Annotated in this window: 19 protein-coding genes; 9 read left to right on the top strand and 10 right to left on the bottom strand. The window is 61.4% G+C overall.

Annotated features, from left to right (window positions below; genetic code table 11):
- Nucleotides 1-1230: an NADP-dependent isocitrate dehydrogenase gene (locus BW994_RS12055; protein WP_029311658.1), complete on the bottom strand. Its 1230-nt coding sequence runs from the start codon at nt 1228-1230 to the stop codon at nt 1-3.
- Between the two features lie 138 nt (nt 1231-1368).
- Between BW994_RS12055 and BW994_RS12050 the strand changes: the two genes are divergently transcribed.
- Nucleotides 1369-2097: an orotate phosphoribosyltransferase gene (locus BW994_RS12050; protein WP_029311657.1), complete on the top strand. Its 729-nt coding sequence runs from the start codon at nt 1369-1371 to the stop codon at nt 2095-2097.
- Here the strand turns inward: BW994_RS12050 and BW994_RS12045 are convergent, their stop codons facing one another.
- The 9 genes from BW994_RS12045 to BW994_RS12005 all read right to left on the bottom strand — a co-directional run bounded on the left by BW994_RS12045 (nt 2098) and on the right by BW994_RS12005 (nt 11438).
- Complete coding sequence (locus tag BW994_RS12045; protein WP_029311656.1) at nt 2098-3828, bottom strand: TadE/TadG family type IV pilus assembly protein; 1731 nt, start codon at nt 3826-3828, stop codon at nt 2098-2100.
- Nucleotides 3825-4628 (bottom strand): TadE/TadG family type IV pilus assembly protein, encoded by an 804-nt coding sequence (locus tag BW994_RS12040; RefSeq protein ID WP_029311655.1) that lies wholly within the window; start codon nt 4626-4628, stop codon nt 3825-3827. Before BW994_RS12040 ends, BW994_RS12045 begins: the two co-directional genes overlap by 4 nt.
- Nucleotides 4622-5272, bottom strand: a complete 651-nt coding sequence (locus tag BW994_RS12035; protein ID WP_029311654.1) for a TadE/TadG family type IV pilus assembly protein — start codon at nt 5270-5272, stop codon at nt 4622-4624. Before BW994_RS12035 ends, BW994_RS12040 begins: the two co-directional genes overlap by 7 nt.
- A 59-nt stretch (nt 5273-5331) precedes the next feature.
- Nucleotides 5332-5889 carry a nucleotidyltransferase family protein gene (locus tag BW994_RS12030; RefSeq protein WP_029311653.1) on the bottom strand — a complete coding sequence of 186 codons (558 nt, stop codon included), beginning with the start codon at nt 5887-5889 and terminating at the stop codon, nt 5332-5334.
- A gap of 5 nt (nt 5890-5894) precedes the next feature.
- Complete coding sequence (locus BW994_RS12025; protein ID WP_029311652.1) at nt 5895-6551, bottom strand: DUF1345 domain-containing protein; 657 nt, start codon at nt 6549-6551, stop codon at nt 5895-5897.
- Nucleotides 6552-6558: 7 nt separating this feature from the next.
- On the bottom strand, nt 6559-7776 hold the full coding sequence (locus BW994_RS12020; RefSeq protein ID WP_139334099.1) for a phytanoyl-CoA dioxygenase family protein: 1218 nt from the start codon (nt 7774-7776) through the stop codon (nt 6559-6561).
- 186 nt (nt 7777-7962) lie between these two features.
- Nucleotides 7963-9603, bottom strand: coding sequence for an FGGY-family carbohydrate kinase (locus BW994_RS12015; RefSeq protein ID WP_029311650.1), 1641 nt, complete (start codon nt 9601-9603; stop codon nt 7963-7965).
- 22 nt (nt 9604-9625) lie between these two features.
- Complete coding sequence (locus BW994_RS12010; protein ID WP_029311649.1) at nt 9626-10573, bottom strand: sugar kinase; 948 nt, start codon at nt 10571-10573, stop codon at nt 9626-9628.
- A 10-nt stretch (nt 10574-10583) separates the two neighbouring features.
- On the bottom strand, nt 10584-11438 hold the full coding sequence (locus tag BW994_RS12005; protein ID WP_081849066.1) for a DeoR family transcriptional regulator: 855 nt from the start codon (nt 11436-11438) through the stop codon (nt 10584-10586).
- A gap of 430 nt (nt 11439-11868) precedes the next feature.
- Here BW994_RS12005 and BW994_RS12000 point away from each other — a divergent pair, with 430 nt between their 5' ends.
- The 8 genes from BW994_RS12000 (at nt 11869) to eda (ending at nt 21102) form a co-directional block, all read left to right on the top strand.
- Nucleotides 11869-13182, top strand: coding sequence for an ABC transporter substrate-binding protein (locus tag BW994_RS12000; RefSeq protein WP_029311647.1), 1314 nt, complete (start codon nt 11869-11871; stop codon nt 13180-13182).
- A 63-nt stretch (nt 13183-13245) separates the two neighbouring features.
- Complete coding sequence (locus BW994_RS11995; RefSeq protein WP_051657316.1) at nt 13246-14160, top strand: carbohydrate ABC transporter permease; 915 nt, start codon at nt 13246-13248, stop codon at nt 14158-14160.
- A 10-nt stretch (nt 14161-14170) separates the two neighbouring features.
- The gene (locus tag BW994_RS11990) at nt 14171-14992 is read left to right on the top strand and encodes a carbohydrate ABC transporter permease (protein ID WP_029311645.1); all 822 of its coding nucleotides are present in this window, start codon (nt 14171-14173) and stop codon (nt 14990-14992) included.
- 8 nt (nt 14993-15000) lie between these two features.
- A complete protein-coding gene (locus BW994_RS11985; RefSeq protein ID WP_029311644.1) occupies nt 15001-16098 on the top strand; it encodes an ABC transporter ATP-binding protein in 1098 nt (365 codons plus the stop codon).
- Nucleotides 16099-16131: 33 nt separating this feature from the next.
- Nucleotides 16132-16905 carry an SDR family NAD(P)-dependent oxidoreductase gene (locus BW994_RS11980; RefSeq protein WP_029311643.1) on the top strand — a complete coding sequence of 258 codons (774 nt, stop codon included), beginning with the start codon at nt 16132-16134 and terminating at the stop codon, nt 16903-16905.
- A 223-nt stretch (nt 16906-17128) separates the two neighbouring features.
- Complete coding sequence (zwf, locus tag BW994_RS11975; RefSeq protein ID WP_029311642.1) at nt 17129-18628, top strand: glucose-6-phosphate dehydrogenase; 1500 nt, start codon at nt 17129-17131, stop codon at nt 18626-18628.
- A 27-nt stretch (nt 18629-18655) separates the two neighbouring features.
- On the top strand, nt 18656-20470 hold the full coding sequence (edd, locus tag BW994_RS11970; protein ID WP_029311641.1) for a phosphogluconate dehydratase: 1815 nt from the start codon (nt 18656-18658) through the stop codon (nt 20468-20470).
- Nucleotides 20467-21102 carry a bifunctional 4-hydroxy-2-oxoglutarate aldolase/2-dehydro-3-deoxy-phosphogluconate aldolase gene (eda, locus tag BW994_RS11965; RefSeq protein ID WP_029311640.1) on the top strand — a complete coding sequence of 212 codons (636 nt, stop codon included), beginning with the start codon at nt 20467-20469 and terminating at the stop codon, nt 21100-21102. The genes edd and eda overlap by 4 nt, the downstream gene beginning before the upstream one ends.
- Nucleotides 21103-21110: the final 8 nt, after the last annotated feature.

Below are 21110 nucleotides of genomic sequence, written 5' to 3'. Positions count from 1 at the left end.
TCATGCCGCTTTGCGATGAACCATGGCCGTTTGCAGGTTTTCATCGAGTTTTGCGAGGAAATCCTGAGTGGTCATCCAAGGCTGATCCTTGCTGATCAGGCTCGCCAGATCCTTCGTCATGAAGCCGGCTTCCACGGTTTCAACGCAAACCCGCTCCAGCGTTTCAGCAAATTCCGTCACATCCGGTGTCTCGTCGAACTTGCCGCGATAGGCGAGTCCGCGCGTCCAGGCGAAAATGCTGGCGATCGGATTGGTGCTGGTCGGCCGGCCTTTCTGGTGCTCGCGATAGTGCCGGGTTACGGTGCCATGGGCGGCCTCGCTTTCGATCGTCTTGCCATCCGGGCTCATCAGCACCGATGTCATCAGGCCAAGGCTGCCGAACCCCTGTGCGACGATGTCGCTCTGCACGTCGCCATCATAGTTCTTGCAGGCCCATAGATAGCCACCGTTCCATTTCAGCGCGGAGGCGACCATGTCGTCGATCAGGCGGTGTTCATAGGTCAGGCCATGCTTGTCGAACTCAGCCTTGAATTCGGCATCGAAGATCTCCTGGAACACGTCCTTGAACATGCCGTCATAGGCTTTCAGAATCGTGTTTTTGGTCGAGAGGTAGACCGGGTAGTTGCGCAGCAGGCCATAATTGAAGCTGGCGCGGGCGAACCCTTCGATCGAGGCCTTGGTATTGTGCATGCCCATGGCGACGCCGGGGCCCTTGAAATCATGCACGTCGAGGATCATCGGCTTGCCGCCATCGGCGGGGATATACGACAACTGTACCTTGCCGGGCCCGGGGATCTTGGTTTCGACCGCGCGGTAGATGTCGCCGTAGGCGTGACGGCCGATCACGATCGGCTCGGACCAGTGCGGCACCAGGCGGGGGACGTTGCGGCAGATGATCGGCTCGCGGAAAATCGTGCCGTCGAGAATGTTGCGGATCGTGCCGTTCGGGCTGCGCCACATCTGCTTCAGGCCGAATTCCGCCACGCGCGCTTCATCAGGCGTGATGGTGGCGCATTTGACCGCGACGCCGAATTCCTTGGTCGCATGGGCGGACTCGACCGTCACCTTGTCATCCGTCGCGTCGCGATGCTCGATGCCGAGATCGTAATATTTCAGATCGATATCGAGATACGGGAGGATCAGTTTTTCCTTGATGAACCCCCAGATGATCCGGGTCATTTCATCACCGTCCATCTCGACGATCGGGTTCTTTACCTTGATCTTTGCCATGTCTCGCTCCTTGCCCGGCCCTGGGCTGCCGATGGGATCATTCGATGGGCGTTCTCTATCACCGATTGAGGGGCGGGCAAGCCAGTGGACGGCAGATCAGGGGTGTTTTACCAACGACGCAGATTTGGAGGGTTGGATATGGCTGCGAGCATGGGTCACGCGAGCGACTGGGATCGGGATGCGGCATTGACTGCCGCACGGATATTGCTGGAGATCAAGGCGGTGAATTTTCGGCCAGAGGAGGCTTACACGTTCACCTCCGGCTGGAAGGCGCCGGTCTATATCGATTGCCGCAAGATCATCTATTTTCCACGCGCGCGGGCAAAAATCTGCGAACTGGCGGTTGAAAAACTGACGCGGCAGATCGGATTCGAAACGATCGAGGCAGTTGCCGGCGGCGAGACGGCGGGGATTCCCTACGCGGCCTGGATTGCCGACCGGATGGCATTACCGATGGCCTATGTCCGCAAGAAGCCAAAGGGGTTCGGCCGGAATGCGCTGATCGAGGGTGATGTGCCGGAGGGGAAGAATACGCTGCTTGTGGAAGACTTGACCACGGACGGCGGGTCGAAAATCCAGTTCGCCAACGCGCTGCGCGACGCAGGGGCGATCTGTGATCATGTGTTCGTCGTATTTTTCTACGGCGTGTTTCCCGGCAGTCTGAACAAGCTGGCAGAAATGGGTATTTCGCTGCATCACCTCTGCACTTGGTGGGATGTGCTGGAGGCCTGCCGCGGCGGCGATTACTTCCCCGAGGCGACATTGACCGGCGTGCGCAAATTTCTGGAAAACCCGGTCGCCTGGTCGGCCGCGCATGGCGGTGTCAGTAGCGCCGAAGAAGCGGCCGCCCATAAGGCGGCGAAGTGATTATTGCGTCAGGCGGATGGTGCTGCTGAGCGCGGATTTCAGCATGGCGTTCATCGCCGTGCTGATCGCGGCGGCATCATTGGCGATGTAGAAATCGGTGGGTGATGAGGCACAGGCTTGGAGTGCCGCTTCGTCGGGTGACATGGCGTTGGCGGCGGGCGTGTTGCGGTTATTAGTGACAGCGGTCGCTTGAGCGAAGTCGATCGGCGCCGGCGATGTGTTGGTTTGGGCAACATTGGAAAAGTCTTCGGTAAAGTACGGCGTCGGCTTCGGTACAACTTCATAGGGCTCTCTGCCTTCGTACCAAGTATTGGGAATTGGGTTATATTCAACATAGAGAACATAGACTGTAAAGCCGAGTTTCTTGAATTGTTTGCATACACCCGGGCTAGGCGTGATGGTATCGTTTTCGGCGGCGACACCGGTCATTTCACCCAGAACCCGAGGGTGTGAATCCGAATTGTCTTCCATGCCGTCGCTGACGATAAAGATATCTTTTTGGGGGCTGCCGGCGGTGTTGCCGGTGCCGGCTTTTGAGATTGCCGGGCCAAATGAGCCACCGTTCGCGTAGGTACCTCTCAGAAGATCGTGAACTGACTGTACCAAGTCCGTGTTGCCAATACCCGCATTTGCTTGGAGCGGAGGTTCAACAGACTCACTTTTGTTTTTGTTCCAGTCGATCGCGTCGACCGCACCGAGCGCGCCCGACAAGTCGGTTGACGCTTCCTGCATAGTATTTGTGCCGCTTGCCTGCGAGTTAGGAAAAAGCGGTTCGATATCGTTGTTGAATTGATAGACGCCGACCGAAAATTGGTCAGGCGCCTGTTCGTTGGCTTTCATCGAGGCAATGACGTTTTCGGCGGCACTGAGCACAACATCAAGTCGAAGTTCGACGCCGAGGGACCGAGCTATTCCGTAGTAATCTTGGTCGTTTGGGTCTGAATGGCACGCGAATCCACAAGGTGCGTAGGGGCCGCTGTAACCGTTGGCACAAGAACCGTTGAGGTTGGATGCCGAGTTACCCGCATTGTAGTTTTGTACTGTTATCATGTTAACGTCGAGCGGACTATTATTGTCATAAGCGCCTGTACCGTTTGCACCCGTATGTGACCAACCACTCGGGATGCAGACTGTATTTTGTTCAAGCGTCGTAATGGCCTGCGGCGTGGCCCCGATCAGCATCGAGGATGAATTATCCAACAGCATCAGAATCTCGACATAGGAGTAGGTCGATAGCGCACCCGCAGTTCCGGTAATCTTCCAATGGGCGGTGCTGGCGAAAAGTGGGTCGAAAAATGGGGGGTAGGTACCGGTATATGCGACCGTTGCGGTAAAACCGGCCGGGTTTGTCGGCGAGAGATTGGTGTTGGATTGCACTGTGACGTTCGGATTGTTCGATCCGGTGACGCTGGCGGTCGGCAGCGTGCCGAGCTGGGCCCAGAACCACGCGGCACCAGCGGTTTCGCCGGCGGCATCGGCATCGGCAATGGCGGTAGCGGCCGAGAGCGGGGGGTTTTGGTTGATTTCGGCGGTATAGGTTTCGGTCGCAGCCCGGATGGCATGTGTGGCTGCGGCGTCAGCCGCGAGGCTGATCTGTGCGCGCGCTTGCACATAGAAGGAGAAATCTATCGACAACGCGACCAGCATCGCCATCGGCACGAGCGAGACGCCGAAGATGATCGCGATCGCGCCGCGCCTGTCTCGCACGAACTGGCGGATCGCCGCGATCATGCGCCTGGCTCCGCATAATTCGGGTTGACGCAATACGATCCACTCGGCGCGTTCTGGAGCCCCGTAAGTGTCGTGTACTGCTGGTCCGGCAATAACGGGGTCGCGTTGCCGGTGGCATCAACCGATGCGGCTTTCACGCTGCGCACCGGCCAGAAACCGATCGCCAGAAGGTAGAACGGCGTCTTTGTATAAGTGAGCAGAAGAGGCTGGTATTTCACGAACGCATCGACCACCAGGATCGGGTCCGGCCAGGATGTCGCGTTGGTCGTGACATCCTGAGTCGGCACCGTGCCGAGCGGGCCGCCACCGGGAGGCGTCTGTACGAGCGTCTGACAATCGCTTTGACCCAGCAGCGCTTCATACGGAACCAGCCCGCTGTCGCCGCCGGTATAGGCTACGCTCCAGGCGACATTTGCGGTGTAATTACAGGTTATTCCGGGGCTTGGAACGCATCCCGCAGTGGTCGGCTCAAACACCACGGCGGAAATCGTGACACCGGTATTGCCGGCGCCGTAGCCCTGCTGATGCGCGCGCAGCGCCGGAATTTCGGCGAAAATGGTCGAGGCTTCGAACTGCACCTGTGCGTAGGTGAGCGAGGTCGATCCATCCGCCTGTACCGCGAGGCTGCTCGCCGAAGCGGCGATACTATGGGCTGCGGCATACACTTGCTGATTGATCATCATCGGTTCAGAGAGTTCGTACACACCGAACAGCAGGGCGAGCATCAGCGGTAAGACCAGAGCGAACTCGAGCGCCGCGACGCCCCGCCGGTCATGCGGGATCATCGGCCGCCTCAGCATGGGTTCGACGCTCCAAGCGGCGCAAACCCCTCGGTCTCGAAACCGGCGGTGGCCAACAGCGGTGTTACCGAGGCACCGTTATAGGTCACCACGGTGCCCAGCAACTGCCCGATGAAGCTCGGTGCGGTATAGATTATGCTGATCAGAATCGCCTCGTTCGGGCCCGCGTTGCAAAATCCGGTTGCCGCATTACCCGTCGCACACTGACTCGGCCCGGTGTCCGACCCCGCACCACCGTAATCGCCGAGTTGCAGACTGCCTCCAACGACCGGCAGGGTACCCGTCGTGGCATCGTAGAAATCGCTGCATGTGTTGGTATCGATCTGTTCGACGCGGACAAAAATATTGTTGCAGTCGATCAGCCCATAGGTGTTGGGGCAGACCACGGTGCTGACGAACTGGCTCTGGCTGGTCGCAACCGGGGCCGTGCCGGTCTGCATCTGCCGCGCGGTGGTCTGTACCGCGTTGTTCAGCACCTCATTGGTGAACAGATCGTAGGCGACATTGAAGACGAACAGCAGCGCCAGCAGAAAAATCGGCCCGACCATGGCGAATTCGAGCGCAAAGGCGCCCCGCCGGTCTGCGCTCAACGGCGTGCGGCAACGCGCTAAACGGACGCGATCGGTCGGGCTGCGTTCATCCATGACCGCATCGCTACCAAAAAATACTTAACCGATCGTTACTGCGTTGGCGTTTGCGTCCCTCAGCCCGCTTCGATCCGCAGGTGCGGCCATCGGCGCTGATAGCTCCGGCATTTCTCGGCAAACCGCGCCGTCAGCGCGACATCCGGGTTCGGCCGCAACACGCCCAATGCGATATCGTCGAGCCCGAACGGTGCGAACACGCGCCCGCATCCCGCCCTGACCCCGACGCAGGTGCCGCGCACCAGAAACCGCCCGATGCCATCCTCGCTCGACCGCAGCGCCGGATAATCGGTGCCGAAGCGGTCACGATACCATAAATGCACCCGCGCCTGATTTTTCACCTCGATGGTCACGCCAAGGTCGGCACAGGCATGGGCCACGCGGCGGATCACGCGGTCTTCCGCATCCCATGAAACATCGGTGGGATCGTGATAGAATAAATCGTAGTCACTGATCTGCTCATCCGGCGGCCGCCCCATCTGATGATTCCAGACCGTCTGAAACAGGCAACCCGCCGCGAGCCACACATCACCAAGGCCGATGGCGGGCAGCCGCTCCAGCAACGCGCGATTGGCCCGGTTTTGCCGGATGATGTCAGCAAATGCCGCCGCGTCCATCGTCGTCAGAAAATACCAGCCGCGATGTTGATGGTCAGCGCCAGGACCACGGTGTTGAACATATACCCGATCAACCCCTGCAACGTCGCGAGCCGGCGCATCTTGCGCCCGGTGATGTTCACATCCGACACCTGGAAGGTCATGCCGAGCACGAAGGAAAAATAAATGAAATCAAGATAATCCGGCGCATCCTCGCCGGGAAAGTTCAGCCCGCCCTCGGGTCCCGCATCGGTATCGGCGTAATATTCATGCGCATAGCGGTAGGCAAAGGTCACTTGGGTCATCAGCCAGGACGCAATCAACGTCAGGCCGACCAGCGCGACATATTCGCCGTGATGGCCCTTGAGCTTCGCGAGTCCCGAAAAAATCACGATCGCCGTGAAACTCATGATCGTACCGATCAGCGTCAGTGCAAACAGGGTCCATTCACCCTCTTCCTGCCGGGCGGCGTCGGCCGCAATCCTTTTATGATCCGCGCTGGTAAAATGAATCGCCGCCAGAACCAGGAAGGCGGCGACGAAAATATCCCAGGCGAGCACGCCGCGCGTGGTCAGCGGCAAAGCCTGCGGCAGAAACGGAAACGCGATCAGCCCGCAGACCAGACCGGAGAACAAACGGGGACGACCACGGATGATGCGGAGCGGCAGAATCGGCTGGGACATGCCTCCGTTAATAGACGACCGTGCTGTAATAGCCAGATGTCCCATGCCGGCGCAGGTCGCAACGGCCAGCCTCGAACGAGAGCGGTGCGACATCGGCCGGGCAATAATGCGTGACCACGCTGCGTCGCGTCGCATTGTTGGAGATCGGCCTGCCGCCATGCGCGAGGTCGGCATGCCAGATCAGGACATCGCCGGCTTTGGCAAGCAGGCGTTCCTCGCGCAGGCCGTGTTCCTCGGCATGACGGATGATAGTGCGGCCGTGCTCTTCCTCGGCCTCGCGCAGCGAATTACCGCCGGCTATGTTCATCCGCATCGCCTCGTGCAGGCTCTTGTAGCGGTCGGCATAGACAAAATCAGGCGCCCGCTGGCTGCCGGGGAAATACGCAAGCTCTCCGGCACCTTCCGTCACGTCTTCCAGTGCGATCCACGATGCGGCGAACCGGCGTGCCTGCGAATACACGACATAGGCGGTGTCCTGATGCGCCGGCCGACCGGAACCGCGCAGGAAGCCGAGGCTTTGCGAGGCGAGTGGCGGCCGCTCGAAGATCAGGTGCAGGAAGCGCAGAATGGCGGGGGCAAACATCAGGTCGCGCGTCGCTTGCGAGTGCCAGTGCAGATCCAGCGCCTTCGCCGGCCGCGCGTTGATCTCGGGGCGCCACGGCATATCGTTCGGGCTCAGGCTCAGGCATTGAAACAGCAGCGACGGCATGCCGCCCTGATAGGCGCGATCGAGATCGGTGCAGGCGGCATCAAGTAGATGGGCCGGAATCGCACCAGGCAAAATCACGTAGCCATTGGAGATCCAGTTGCGCAGCAACTCAGCATCGGCATCGCTCAGCACCCCGATCGCATGCCGGCCGGCGATCGTGTCGTCGGCGTCCGGCGCATCGGTCCATAGTCCGCCGAACCGCGCCGCCAAGCGGGACGGGTTTTCCGGCCGCGGTGCGCCGGGGTTCGGCAGGTAGCCGCGATAACGGCCGATCCGCTGCCAATGATCCCAGGCATCCCGCGCGCGGCCGCTTTCGATGTCGGTCGTAGCCATCGGGTAGATCCGGCAATACCAGGCGGCGTCAAACACCGGCGCGCCGATGCGCCCTTCGTCGCGGCCGTGCAGCCGGTAGTGGTGATATCCGTTCTCGAAATATCCCGCCGCGATACCGTTGACCACGTCGGGATTGACCATCAGATAATAGTCTTCGTCGTACCGCTCGTCTGACTGTTTCAATCCAGCGCCATTATCCTGTGTCACGCTCTCCACCACAGCGAAAACAACCTCATCCGCAACACCCTGACCCACGGCCCTTGTCTCCGCTAAAAACTCAAAATAATCCGCTTCGGTACGGTATCTGGATGCTGCCGCCGACGCTATCGGACGAACGCGCCGGACGCAACGATCAAGTGCATCGAAGAGCTAACGGTCCATCAGCGCCCGATACGACATCTGATCGTCATGAAGCTTCCGAAACACCCGATACTTCCGGTCATGATACGACCGCAGCGCCGCATCCGGCGCGATCGCCTCGCCACTGCGGCTCATCGCGCCCATCGCGCTCCGCACATCCGGATACGCGCCACCCGCAACCGCACCCAGAATCGCCGCCCCGAGCAGAACCGCCTCTTGTTCCGCCGGCAGAACGATGCGGCAGCCCGTGGCATCGGCATGCTCGCGCAGAAACACCGGATTCTTGGTGCCACCACCGGTCGCGAAAATCGTATCGATCGCATATCCGCTATCGTTCATCGTCTCGATGATGTGGCGGGTGCCGTAGGCAACCGCCTGGATCGTCGCGAGATAGAGACGCGCGCAATCCTCCGGCGTGGCGGACAGCGCCAGGCCGCTGATCATGCCGCGCAGAGTCGCATCGGCGCGCGGTGAGCGATTGCCGTTGAAATCCGCCAGCACGTGCAGATCCGCCGTGAGCGGTGCCAACGCCGCCCCCCCGGCCAGACCCTCCAGGATATCGTTCAGCACTCGATAAACCGTCTGCCCCCGAGCGCCTGCCTGTTCTGCGAGCGCCGGATAGGCCGCGTGCGTGCCGATCACATGATCGATCAGCGCGCCGGTCGCCGATTGCCCGCCCTCGTTCAGCCAGAACCCGGGGATCATCGCGGAAAAATATGGCCCCCACACACCCGGCACGAAGGCGGCGTCCCGCGTCACCGCCATGTGACAGGACGACGTGCCGCCGATCAGCGCAAGGCGCGTGCGCAGCGCCGCATCGTCGGGCGAGACCCCGTCGAACGCCGCGCCGATCACCCCGATTCCACCGGCATGGGCATCGATCGCCGATGTGCCGACCGCGATTCCTGCTGGCAGCCCGAACGCCGCGGCCGCATCCCTGCTCAACCCGCGCCCGAGCGGCGTGCCGATCGGCAGGATTGTGGTGCCGATTCTGGCAAACCCTTCATCGGCGAGGTCGCCAAGCCCGATCGCGCGGATGAATGCCTCGTCCCACTGGTTTTCATGGCCGCGATAGGTCCATTTGCACACGGTCGAACACAGCGAGCGGGATGCATCGCCGGTGGCACGAAACGTCAGGTAATCCGGCAGGTCGAAAAAATGCGCCGCGCGCCGCCAGGTTTCCGGCGCGTGCTCGCGCAGCCAGAGCAGTTTCGGCATCTGCATTTCCAGCGAGATACGGCCTCCGACATAGCGCAGCACGTCGTGCTCGCCGGCATTGATCGCATCGGCCTGCGCCAGCGCCCGATGATCCGCCCATAAAATGATATCCTGCTCGGGTGTGCCATCGGGATCGACGCTGAGTGGTGCTGCCTTCGCATCGAGCACCACCAGCGAACAGGTCGCATCGAACCCAATGCCGCGCACCGTGATATCATGCCCCGCCGCCGCCACCGCGGCGCGCACCGCATCGCACACGGCCGCCCAGATATCGGCGCTCGACTGCTGGATAAAATCCGCGCGCGGCCGCCACGTGCGGATCGGGCGGACCGCGCTGCCGCGCATCGCGCCGCCCAGGCTGAACACGCCGGCCCGCGCACTGCCGGTCCCGACGTCGATGCCGATGACGCAGTCCTTGTCGAGAGAATTCATCGCTGCCTGTCTCCGGCCGTGATCAGATGGTTGCCGCCGTCGCGATAAACCGATCGAGCGTGGCGAAATCCTCGATCCCTTCCATGCCGCCTTTTTTCGAGGCCGCCAGCGCGCCGGCGGCATTGGCGTAGGTCAGCGCGCGCTCGGTGGTCATGCCGGTCAGCAGGCAGGTGACGAACGCGGCATCGAAACAATCACCCGCACCGGTCGGGTCGGCCTCCTCGATCGCGAAGGCTGGCAGATCGAAACTTTCGGTCCGGCTGCGGAAACTGACACCCTTGCGGTTGCGCTTGTGCACCACCATCCGGATGCCCATGCCGAGCAGCTCCTCGATCGCCGCGCGTTCCGAGCGGGCTTCGGTCGGCAGCAGGATTTCCGGCCCGGACGGCATAAAGATATCGGTATAGCCGAGCATGAATTCCAGCCCCGCACGCATTTCCGGAATCGTCAGCATTTCCTTGCGGATATTTGGATCGAACGAGATGACCGCGCCATTTGCCTTGGCAAGCTCGATCGCCTTTTTCATTTCATCAATAATATGAAACGAAAACAGCGACGTGCCCATGATGTGAAAATGCGCGCATTGCGCCAGCATGCCGCGCGCCGCGGCATCGATGCAGATGCGCCCGGCGGCACTGCGCTTGAGGTTGAATAGAAAATCACGATCGCCATCCTCGCGATAGCGCACGAAGGCGCTTGCGGTGACCTGGTCGGGATCGATGCGGACCGCGCTGACATCGACTCCATCGTGCTTCAACCGGTCGACGCACAACCAGCCGAAATCATCATCGCCGACGCAGGAAATAATCCCCGCATCAGCACCCAGCCGGGCGGCTTGGGCCGTGAAGGTCGCCGGCGCGCCGCCCGGAAACGGGCCAAGCAGGCGCCCTGGTTCGCGAAACCCCTGACCCCGATCCTCGGCAAGAATATCGACCAGGATTTCGCCCATCGTTACGATCATGCCGGTCATGGCAACGCAATCACGGCATCGCTCCGGTACTCTGCATACGCCGCGCTCCCGTGCGGACAAAATTGGAAAAATACGCTTCCCCACCGGCATCGGATTCGATCGGGTGAAACCCGGCATCGAGCAGAATGTCGCGCGCGCGATTGCTGGGCGGTCCGGGCAGAATGATGTCTGTCGCAATGCTCAGCGGCAGTTGCGCGGCCCGCCGTTCCAGCGAGAGCGCGGGATTGCCGACCAGTACAATGCTGCGTTCGGCGCGCCGGGTCGCCGCATCGCTCAGGCGCTCCGCCGCCTTCGAGGTCAGAAGCAGCGCTGCATCGGCGGAGAGCGCATCAGCATCGAGTACGGCCCAGCCGAGCGGGTAGTGATCGAGGCTGCGCACAGCATTGCTGCCCTCGAAACTGCCGCTCTCCGCACCAATCTCGCCGCCCAGACAGTATATCCGCGCATCAAGGCATGTACGCGCCAGCGCAATTGCTTCAATATTTGTCAGCAGAACAGCAATGCCCGGTATATCGGCAAGCCAGGGAATGATCTGCACGGCCAAGGGGCCGGGGCCGATCAGCACGGTCTGGTCCGCGCCGATCAACCCTTGGGCACGCCGCAGCATCGGGATGATCAGCGATTTGGTCAGCGTCATTCCGGCCGGCCGGTCACGCGGCGCATTCGATTTCGCGGCGATCGCCTTGCCGAAGCTCCGCACGATCAAGCCTTGTTCTTCGAGATACGTCAGGTCGCTCCTGATGGTCACTTCAGACACCATCAGCGCCGTACTGAGTTCATCGACCCGCATCTGGCCGTGCTGACGGATCCAGTCTGCAATCTGTAGCCGGCGCTGCAGCACGGCGCTCTTCGCACCGATTGTCATCGTTGTCGTTCCGGACGAACCATGCCGCATCGATGCCAGCGATTTAGCCTGAAGTCTATAGGTTTCGAAATGAAAGCCCGATGGATCAGGCAGAGTCGCTGCCGCGATCCGGATTGCGGTAGGTTGCCTGAATAACAGGCGATTTATCGTCAAAATCGCATATAAAAATTCCATTGACTTTCCAAATGAAAGTCCGCTACCTGCGTTTCACAAGACGTGGTCAAGCTGCGCACGACGAACGCGAGGAAACGACTGAACCGCACCGACCCGATGGGGACGCTGCTCGTTTGCTTCCATTCCCGTTCGAACTGACCCTCTGGGTCCCCCTTGCGCAGGTTCGATCTGCGCCGTCGGCGTGCGTGATCCGCATCGGCGTGAAGCCGAGACAAATGAAATGAACCAGGCTCGTTCAATGAGGGAGATACGCTTGATGAAAAAACATATTGCTTACGCGTTCGGCGGAATCGCGGCCGGGTTATTCGGCCTGATGGCCAGTGCCTCCGCCGAGACGCTGACAATCGCGACCGTGAACAATCCCGATATGCTGCAGATGCAGAAATTATCGCCGCAGTTCACCAAGGAAACCGGCATCAAGCTCGATTTCGTCGTCCTGCCCGAAAACACGCTACGTCAGCGCGTCACCACCGATATCGCAACGAATTCCGGCAATTTCGACATCGTCACCGTCGGTTCCTATGAAGTGCCGATCTGGGGCAAAAGCGGCTGGCTGACGCCGATCAAGGGCCTGCCTGCCAGCTACGATGTCGCTGACATCTTCCCCTCAGTCCGCAAAGGCCTGTCATACAAAGGCTCGCTCTACGCTCTGCCATTCTACGCCGAAAGCTCGGTCACGTATTACCGCAAGGATCTGTTCAAGGCCGCCGGCATCACGATGCCGGCGCATCCGACGTACAAGGAAATCGAGCAGTACGCTGCGAAAGTGAACGACCCTGCCAAGGGCATCTACGGCATGTGTCTGCGTGGCCTGCCGGGCTGGGGCGAAAACATGGCGTATTTCGACACGCTGGTGAACACCTTCGGTGGCCGCTGGTTCAACATGAAGTGGCAGCCGCGGCTGGATAGCGCGGCCTGGAAAAATGCCGCCAATTACTATGTGAACATCGAAAAGAAATACGGCCCCCCCAACGTGACGTCGAACGGCTTCACTGAAACCCTGGCTCTGTTCAGCCAAGGCAAGTGCGGCATGTGGATCGACAGCACGGTCGCGGCCGGTTCGCTGTGGGACCCGAAAACCTCGAAAGTGGCCGCCGATGTCGGCATGGTCGATGCTCCGATCGCTGTAACCCCGAAGGGCGCTCACTGGCTCTGGGCGTGGTCGCTCGCCATTCCCAAGACCACCCGCCATAAGGCCGATGCGATGAAGTTTCTGCAGTGGGCGACATCAAAAAATTATATCGCGCTCGCCGGCAAAACCTTCGGCTGGGTGCAGACCCCGCCGGGAACCCGGATCTCGACCTACTCGAACCCCAACTACATCAAGGCCGCGCCTTTTGCAGGCATGGTCAAGAAGGCGATCCTGAGCGCCGATCCCACCGATCCGACACTCAAGAAAGTGCCGTACACCGGCGTTCAGTTCGTCGCGATCCCGCAGTTCGAGGGAATTGGCACCGAAGTGGGACAGCAACTTGCCGCAGCCCTCTCAGGCCAGAAATCGGTCGATGCCGCTCTGACCCAAGCCCAGGCGGCTACCGGCCGGACCATGAAGGAAGCTGGCTACAAGTAATCAGGCAACCGCAGCAGCGCCGCCCCGGTGCGGCGCTGCCAATGCTTTGAAAAGGGTGGGATGATGGACCAGGGCGTTGCGGTCACCAATATCAGTACCGAAGTGCGGTCCGGACGCGGCGCGCGACAGGTCAACACGCTGCCGCTCCTGCTGCCGGCCGTCATCCTGTTGCTCCTATGGTCCATCCTGCCCTTGCTGCGCACCATCTTCTACTCGTTCGAAAACTATAATCTGATGACGCCGCCTGCCGTCTTTAACGGTGGCCTGAATTATCGCTACCTGTTCACCGACATCTCGACCTGGGTCGCCATCAAAAACAGCGTCGTCCTGGTGCTCGGCGTGCTGGCCGCCTCGATCGTGTTCGGCACGCTGATAGCGTTGCTGTTGAATAACGATTTTCCAGGCCGCAACATCGCGCGCTTGCTCGCGATCGCACCATTTTTCGTGATGTCGCCGGTCGCGGCACTGATCTGGAAAAACCTGCTGCTCGATCCGGTCAGCGGTCTGTTCGGCTGGTTCATGACGCTGCTGGGCCTGCACCCGATCGCCTGGTTCAGCACGGCGCCGATGCTCTCGGTCGTGATCATCTATTCCTGGCGCTGGATTCCGTTCGCCACGCTCATCCTGCTCACCGCGCTGCAATCGCTCGATACCGATCAACTCGAAGCCGCGCGGATGGACGGCGCCAAAGGCCTCGCTCGCCTGCGCTACATCGTACTGCCCCACCTGCTGCGGCCGATCTCTATCGTCATCATGCTGGAATCGATCTTCCTGCTCTCGGCCTTCGCGGTGATCTACACCACCACCAACGGCGGACCTGGTGATGCAACCACCACATTGACCTATCTGATCTTTATCAAGGCCCTGAACGATTTCTCGATCGGCAGCGCCTCTGCCGCCGGCGTGTTCGCCATCGTGCTGGCCAATGTGCTGGCAATGTTCCTCATCCGCGCCGTTTCGCGCAATCTCCAGGCTTGAGGGCGCAGCCATGAAACAATCGGCATTGAGCCAGATCATCTTTGGCATCCTGGCATGGATCGCAGCGCTGGTCATGTTCTTCCCAATCCTGTGGATGATCGTGACAGCCTTCAAAACCGAAGGCCAGGCCATCGCCATTCCGCCGCTGATACTGTTTACGCCGACCATCCAGAGCTTTCTCGATGCCACGGCCAATGCGGGCTATCTGCTGTTCGCCATGAACAGCGTCATCGTCAGCGTCGGCTCCACCGTGCTCGCCATCGCGATCGCCTTTCCGGCGGCCTATGCGCTCGCGTTCTTTCCAACCCAACGCACCGAATTCACGCTCATGTGGATGCTTTCGACCAAGATGCTCCCCGCCGTCGGCGTCCTGATGCCCATCTACCTCGGCATGAAAACGATCGGGTTGCAGGATACCAGGATTGGTCTGGTCGGGCTCGACACGTTGATGAACCTGCCGATCGTGGTCTGGATGCTGTATTCGTTCTTCAAGGAAATCCCAGGGGAAATTCTCGAAGCCGCCCGCGTCGATGGCATCGGGCCACGCCAGCAGATGTGGCATCTGCTGCTGCCGCTCTCTGGTCCCGGCATCGCCTCCACGGCGCTGCTCTCGGTGATCCTGTCCTGGAACGAGGCGTTCTGGAGCATCAACGTCACCGCCTCCCACGCCGGCACGCTCGCCGCCTACATCGCGCGGTTTTCCGCACCCGAAGGCCTGTTTTGGGCAAAACTCTCGGCCGCATCGGTCCTGGCGGTTGCTCCCATACTCGTATTCGGCAGTCTGACGCAGCGGCGCCTGGTGCGCGGCCTGACGTTCGGCGCCGTGAAATAGAGGCAATCATGGCAAAGCTCATCCTGCAGAACGTCGAAAAACGCTACGAAACCTTCCACGCGATCAAAGGCATTGACCTCTCGATCGACGACCGTGAATTTGTCGTCTTTGTCGGCCCCTCGGGCTGCGGCAAGACAACGCTGCTGCGCATGATCGCGGGCCTCGAAGACATCACCGGCGGCGATTTCAGCATCGATGGTGTCCGCGCCAACGACATCCCGCCCGACAAACGCGGCCTCGCCATGGTGTTTCAGACCTATGCCCTTTATCCGCACATGACGGTCGCCGAAAACATGGGCTTCGCCCTGAAAATGGCGAAAGTGCCGCGTGATGAGATCAAGGCCAAGGTCGCCCACGCCGCCGCAATGCTGCAACTCGATAAGGTGCTCGATCGCCGCCCGAAAGCCCTGTCCGGCGGGCAGCGCCAGCGCGTTGCGATCGGCCGTGCCATTGTTCGTAATCCAAAAGGATTTCTGTTCGACGAGCCGCTTTCGAATCTCGATGCCGCGCTGCGCGTGCAGATGCGCACCGAACTGGTCAAGCTGAACAAGCAACTCCAGACCACCATGATCTATGTGACGCATGATCAGATCGAGGCGATGACGATGGCCGATCGCATCGTGGTGCTGCACGCCGGTATCGTCGAGCAGGTCGGCAGCCCGCTTGAGCTTTACAACAACCCGGCGAATTTGTTCGTCGCGGGCTTCATCGGGTCACCCAAGATGAACCTGCTCGAAGGCGTCGTTACCGCACGCGATGACCAGCACGTCGAGGTCAAACTCGACGATGCGGGCAACGTCATTGTCATGGGGGATCGTATCGCGGTTGCCCCTGGCACGCGGGTCACCGTCGGCATGCGCCCCGAACATACGGCGCTGGTGTCGGATGGCCCGATCGGCGGCGTTGCCGATTTCGTCGAGCATCTCGGCAACGAAACGCTGGTCTACGTCAAACGCCCGGACGGACAGCAGATGATCGTGAAGGCCGATGATCTGGCAGGCGTCCGCATGGGCGATGCCGTGACCATGGCGCCGAAAGGCGATCGCTCCGTGCTGTTCGGGCCGGACGGCAAGGCGTTGCTGCGACGTGAGTTTCATCTGCACTGAACGCAGACGAGTTTGATAACCAGAGGAGCGATGATGTATCTCGAAAAATTCAATCTCAAGGGCCGTAATGCGGTCGTCACCGGCGGCGGCCGTGCGATCGGTCTCGCGTGCTCCACCGCCCTTGCCGAGGCCGGCGCCCATGTCGTGATCGCGGATCGGGATGGGACGGTCTGTGAAGAAGGCAAGGCCTCGCTCGCGAAACTCGGTTACTCCGCCGAAAGCATCGTGCTCGATGTCACCGACAGCGCCGCCGTGAACGAGGCTGCGGCATCGCTCAACGAAAAGCTTGGATCGATCGATATCCTGGTCAACAACGCCGGCATCGCCCGCTCCGGCACCGCCGCCGAAGACACCACCGACGAGCATTGGCTCGACGTGATCAACGTCAATCTGAACGGCACGTTCTACTGCGCACGCGCGTTTGGCAAAGCCATGCTCGCGCGCAAAAGCGGGGTTGTCGTCAACATCGGCTCGATGTCGGGCTTCATTTCCAACAAGCCGCAGAAGCAGAGTTTCTACAACGCCTCAAAAGCCGCCGTGCATCACCTCACCCGCTCGCTGGCCGGCGAGTGGGCCGACCGCGGCGTGCGCGTCAATGCCGTCGCGCCCACCTATATCGACACGCCGCTGACCCGCTTCGGCATGGAAGACGAAGACCTCAACCGCATCTGGCTCGATATGACGCCGATGCACCGGGTCGGTCAGACCCATGAAATCGCCTCGGTCGTGCTGTTCCTCGCCTCGGAGGCGTCGAGCCTGATGACGGGGTCGATCGTGCTGGCTGATGGCGGTTATTGCGTCTGGTGAAGGATAGCGAGGAAGGACTTCTTTTTTGAGAAAAAGAAGCAAAAAACTTTCCGACCCTGGGGCACGGGCGGTTTCACGGGCACCGGCCCAGATTAGCAAAGTTTTTTTTGCTTCTTTTTTGTTCAAAAAAAAGAAGACCTTCCTGCCTCCTTTGCCCGCCCGAGTTGAGTTACCCCTTCCGCCGCCCTATAATCATGGTCACAGTTTCGGATAGGTTTGATCCATGAATTTCTCCCAGCCGATCATCGAGCCGTTCGACTACATCGTCTTCGGCGGCACCGGCGATCTCGCAAAACGGAAGTTGCTCCCCGCCCTCTACCACCGCGATCTTGACGGGCAGTTGCCGGAAACCTCTCGCATCATCGGCTCCGCCCGCGCGGAAATGACGCGCAAGGCGTTCCAGACACTGGTCCAAAAAAGCCTCGAGGAATTCGTCGGGCCGGATGCGCTCGACAAGACAGTCCTGAAGCGCTTTCTCGACCGGCTCTATTTCATCTCGTGCGATGCCACGGCCGCCCGCGGCTGGCCCGATCTCGCCAAATTGCTCAACCACGAACCGCGCGCCATCCGTGTTTTCTACCTCGCGACATCGCCGGAACTCTACGGCACCATCGCCGACAACATCCACGCCCACAAGCTGCAAACGCCGGAAACCCGCATCGTGCTCGAAAAGCCGATCGGGCACGATCTCGCCTCCGCCCGCGAAATCAACGACCGGGTCGGTGCGGTGTTCGAAGAGCGCAATATTTTCCGGATCGATCATTATCTCGGCAAGGAGACCGTGCAGAACCTGCTGGTCCTGCGCTTTGCCAATTCGCTGTTCGAGCCGGTCTGGAACCACAACGGTATCGACCACGTGCAGATCACGGTGTCCGAAACCGTCGGCGTCGAAGAGCGCGGCGGTTACTACGACCACACCGGTGCCATGCGCGACATGATCCAGAATCATCTGATGCAGCTGCTCTGCCTTGTCGCGATCGAGCCGCCCTCCACGCTCGATCGCGAGGCGGTGCGCGATGAAAAGATCAAGGTCCTGAAATCCCTCGCCCCCATCACACAAAATGAAATCTCGACCAAGACCGTGCGCGGCCAGTATCGCGCCGGCGCCATCAACGGCGGACCGGTCAAAGCCTATGCCGATGAAAAAGACATCGTCCCCGGCTCGACCACCGAAACCTTCGCCGCCCTCAAGGTCGAGGTGAAAAACTGGCGCTGGGCCGGCGTGCCGTTCTATCTGCGCAGCGGCAAGCGCCTGCCGGAAAAAGTCTCGGAAATCGTCATCCAGTTCAAACCCGTGCCGTACTGGATTTTCCCGACCGGCTCCGATCACGCCCAGCCCAACCGCCTCGTCATCCGCGTGCAGCCGAACGAACACATCCGCCTGCATCTCTGGACCAAGGAACCCGGCCCTGGCGGCCTGCGCCTGCGCAACGCCCCGCTCAACCTCAGCTTCGCCGAAACCTTCAAAGGCCATCTGCCCGATGCCTATGAGCGTCTGCTGATGGATGTGGTGCGCGGCAACGCCACCCTGTTCATGCGCCGCGACGAGGTCGAAGCTGCCTGGGAATGGACCGAAAGCATTCTCGATGCCTGGAAAAACTCCGGCGAACGGCCAAAACTTTACACCGCCGGCACCTGGGGTCCTTCCGAGGCGATCGCCATGATCGTGCGCGACAATCGCACATGGTTCGACGAACAGGCCGGCGATTTTCCCGGCGACTGACATGATGTTAGAAAGCGAGCCTCAGCCATGCTGAATGATAAAATTGCCCGCGTGACCGACCGCATCCGCGAGCGTAGCCACCCCGGCCGATCCGCCTATCTCGCGCGTATCGAAGCTGCGGCCAAGCGCGGCGTCCACCGCAGCGCTGTCGGCTGCGCCAACCTCGCCCACGCCGTCGCCGGTTGCTCGCCCGCCGATCAGGCCGATCTGAAGCGCGACGACAAACCCAATATCGGCATCGTCACCTCCTTCAACGACATGCTCTCGGCCCATCAACCGTTCGAGCGCTTCCCCGACATCATTAAAACCGCCGTGCGCGCGGCCGGCGGCATCGCCCAGGTCGCCGGCGGCGTGCCCGCGATGTGCGACGGCGTCACCCAGGGGCGCGAGGGCATGGAACTCTCACTGTTCTCGCGCGATGTCATCGCCATGGCGACCGCTATCGCCCTCTCGCATGATGTGTTCGATGGCGCCCTGCTGCTCGGCGTGTGCGACAAGATCGTCCCCGGCCTGGTCATCGCAGCGCTCACCTTCGGCCATCTGCCGTCGATTTTTGTCCCCGCCGGCCCGATGCCCTCGGGCATTTCCAACACCGAAAAATCCCGCATCCGCCAGTTGGCCGCCGAAGGCAAAATCGGCCGCGCCGAACTGCTCGAAGCCGAAGCCGCCTCCTACCACAGCCCCGGCACCTGCACTTTCTACGGCACCGCCAATTCCAATCAGATGCTGATGGAAATCATGGGCCTGCACCTGCCCGGCGCCTCCTTCGTCAACCCCAACACCAGGCTGCGCGACGCGCTGACCGAAGCGGCGTCGCGGCGTATTCTCGAAATCACGGCGCGCGGCAACGAATTCACCCCGGCCGGCGAAATGATCGATGAACGCGCCGTGGTCAATGGCATGGTCGGCCTGCTCGCGACCGGCGGCTCCACCAACCACACCATCCACCTGGTCGCCATGGCGCGCGCCGCGGGCATCCACATCAACTGGCATGATTTCTCCGATCTGTCGGACGTGGTGCCCTCGCTCACGCGCATCTACCCCAACGGCCCGGCCGATGTGAACCAGTTCCAGGCCGCCGGCGGCATGCCCGTCCTGATCGGCTCACTGCTCGACCACGGCCTGCTCCACGGCGATGCCGGCACGGTCTGGAGCCGTGACGGCATGGCGGCCTATCGCGACCAGCCCAGCCTCGAGGATGGTGTCCTGCGCTGGAAACCCGCCCCCGCCGCCAGTGCCGACACCGCCATCCTGCGCGATGCCACAGCGCCGTTCAGCGCCGACGGCGGGCTGAAGATCATGCACGGCAATCTCGGCGAGGCAGTCGCCAAAATCTCGGCGGTCAAGCCCGAGCATCGCATTGTCGAAGCGCCCGCCCTGGTGTTCCGCAGCCAGGAGGAGCTGCAAGCCGCCTTCAAGGCCGGTGACCTGCACCGCGATTTCATCGCCGTCGTCACCCACCAGGGCCCGATGGCGAACGGCATGCCGGAGCTGCACAAACTCACCCCGCCGCTCGGCGTGTTGCAGGATCTCGGCTTCAAGGTCGGGCTGGTCACCGACGGCCGGATGTCCGGCGCCTCCGGCAAGATCCCCGCCGCCATCCATGTGACGCCGGAATGCGCGCGCGGCGGCCCGCTTGCCAAACTCCGCGACGGCGACATGATCCGGCTCGATTGCACCGCCGGTGTCCTGCGCGTGCTGGTCGATGAGGCCGAATTCGCCGCGCGCCCCCTGCCGGAGGTCGATCTGGCGGTTAACCATCACGGCATCGGCCGCGAATTGTTCGGCGCCTTCCGCGCCGCCGTGGGCGGTGCCGATGTCGGCGCGAGTGTGTTCGCATGATCGATCAGGGACGCCTCGCCGAACTGCTCGCCATCTCGCCGGTCATCCCGGTCCTGACCATCGAGGATGTCGCCCACGCCGTCCCGCTCGCCCGCGCGCTGCTCGAAGGCGGCATCGGCGTGGTCGAAGTCACCCTGCGCACCCGCGCGGGCCTGCCGGCCATGGCGGCGATGGTGGCCGAAGTGCCGGGCATGGTGGTCGGTGCCGGCACGGTGCTCACCGCCGCGCAATACCGCGCGGTCGATGAAATCGGCGCCCAGTTCGTCGTCTCGCCGGGGTCCAGCCCGCTGGTGCTCGAAGCCGCCGCCCGCAGCAAAGTGCCGTTCTTGCCCGGTGCCGCCACCCCGACCGAGGTTCTCCATCTGCTCGAAGGCGGCTACCTCCTGCAAAAATTCTTCCCCGCCGAACCGGCCGGTGGCATCCCCATGCTCAAAGCCATCGGCGCGCCGATCACCGATGTCCGCTTCTGCCCGACCGGCGGCATCACCCTCGGTAACGCGCGCGATTACCTGGCGCTCGCCAACGTCGTCTGCGTCGGCGGCTCCTGGCTCACCCCGGCGGATGCGATGCGCGATGGCGACTGGCGGCGCATCACAGCTCTCGCGGCCGAAGCGGCGGCATTGAAACGGTAAGTGCTACT

Origin of the sequence: Acidiphilium rubrum (assembly GCF_900156265.1) — a bacterium.
GTDB classification, from domain to species: domain Bacteria; phylum Pseudomonadota; class Alphaproteobacteria; order Acetobacterales; family Acetobacteraceae; genus Acidiphilium; species Acidiphilium rubrum.
Note: the sequence above shows the minus strand (reverse complement) of the source record. Positions and strands in the feature narration are given on the sequence as shown.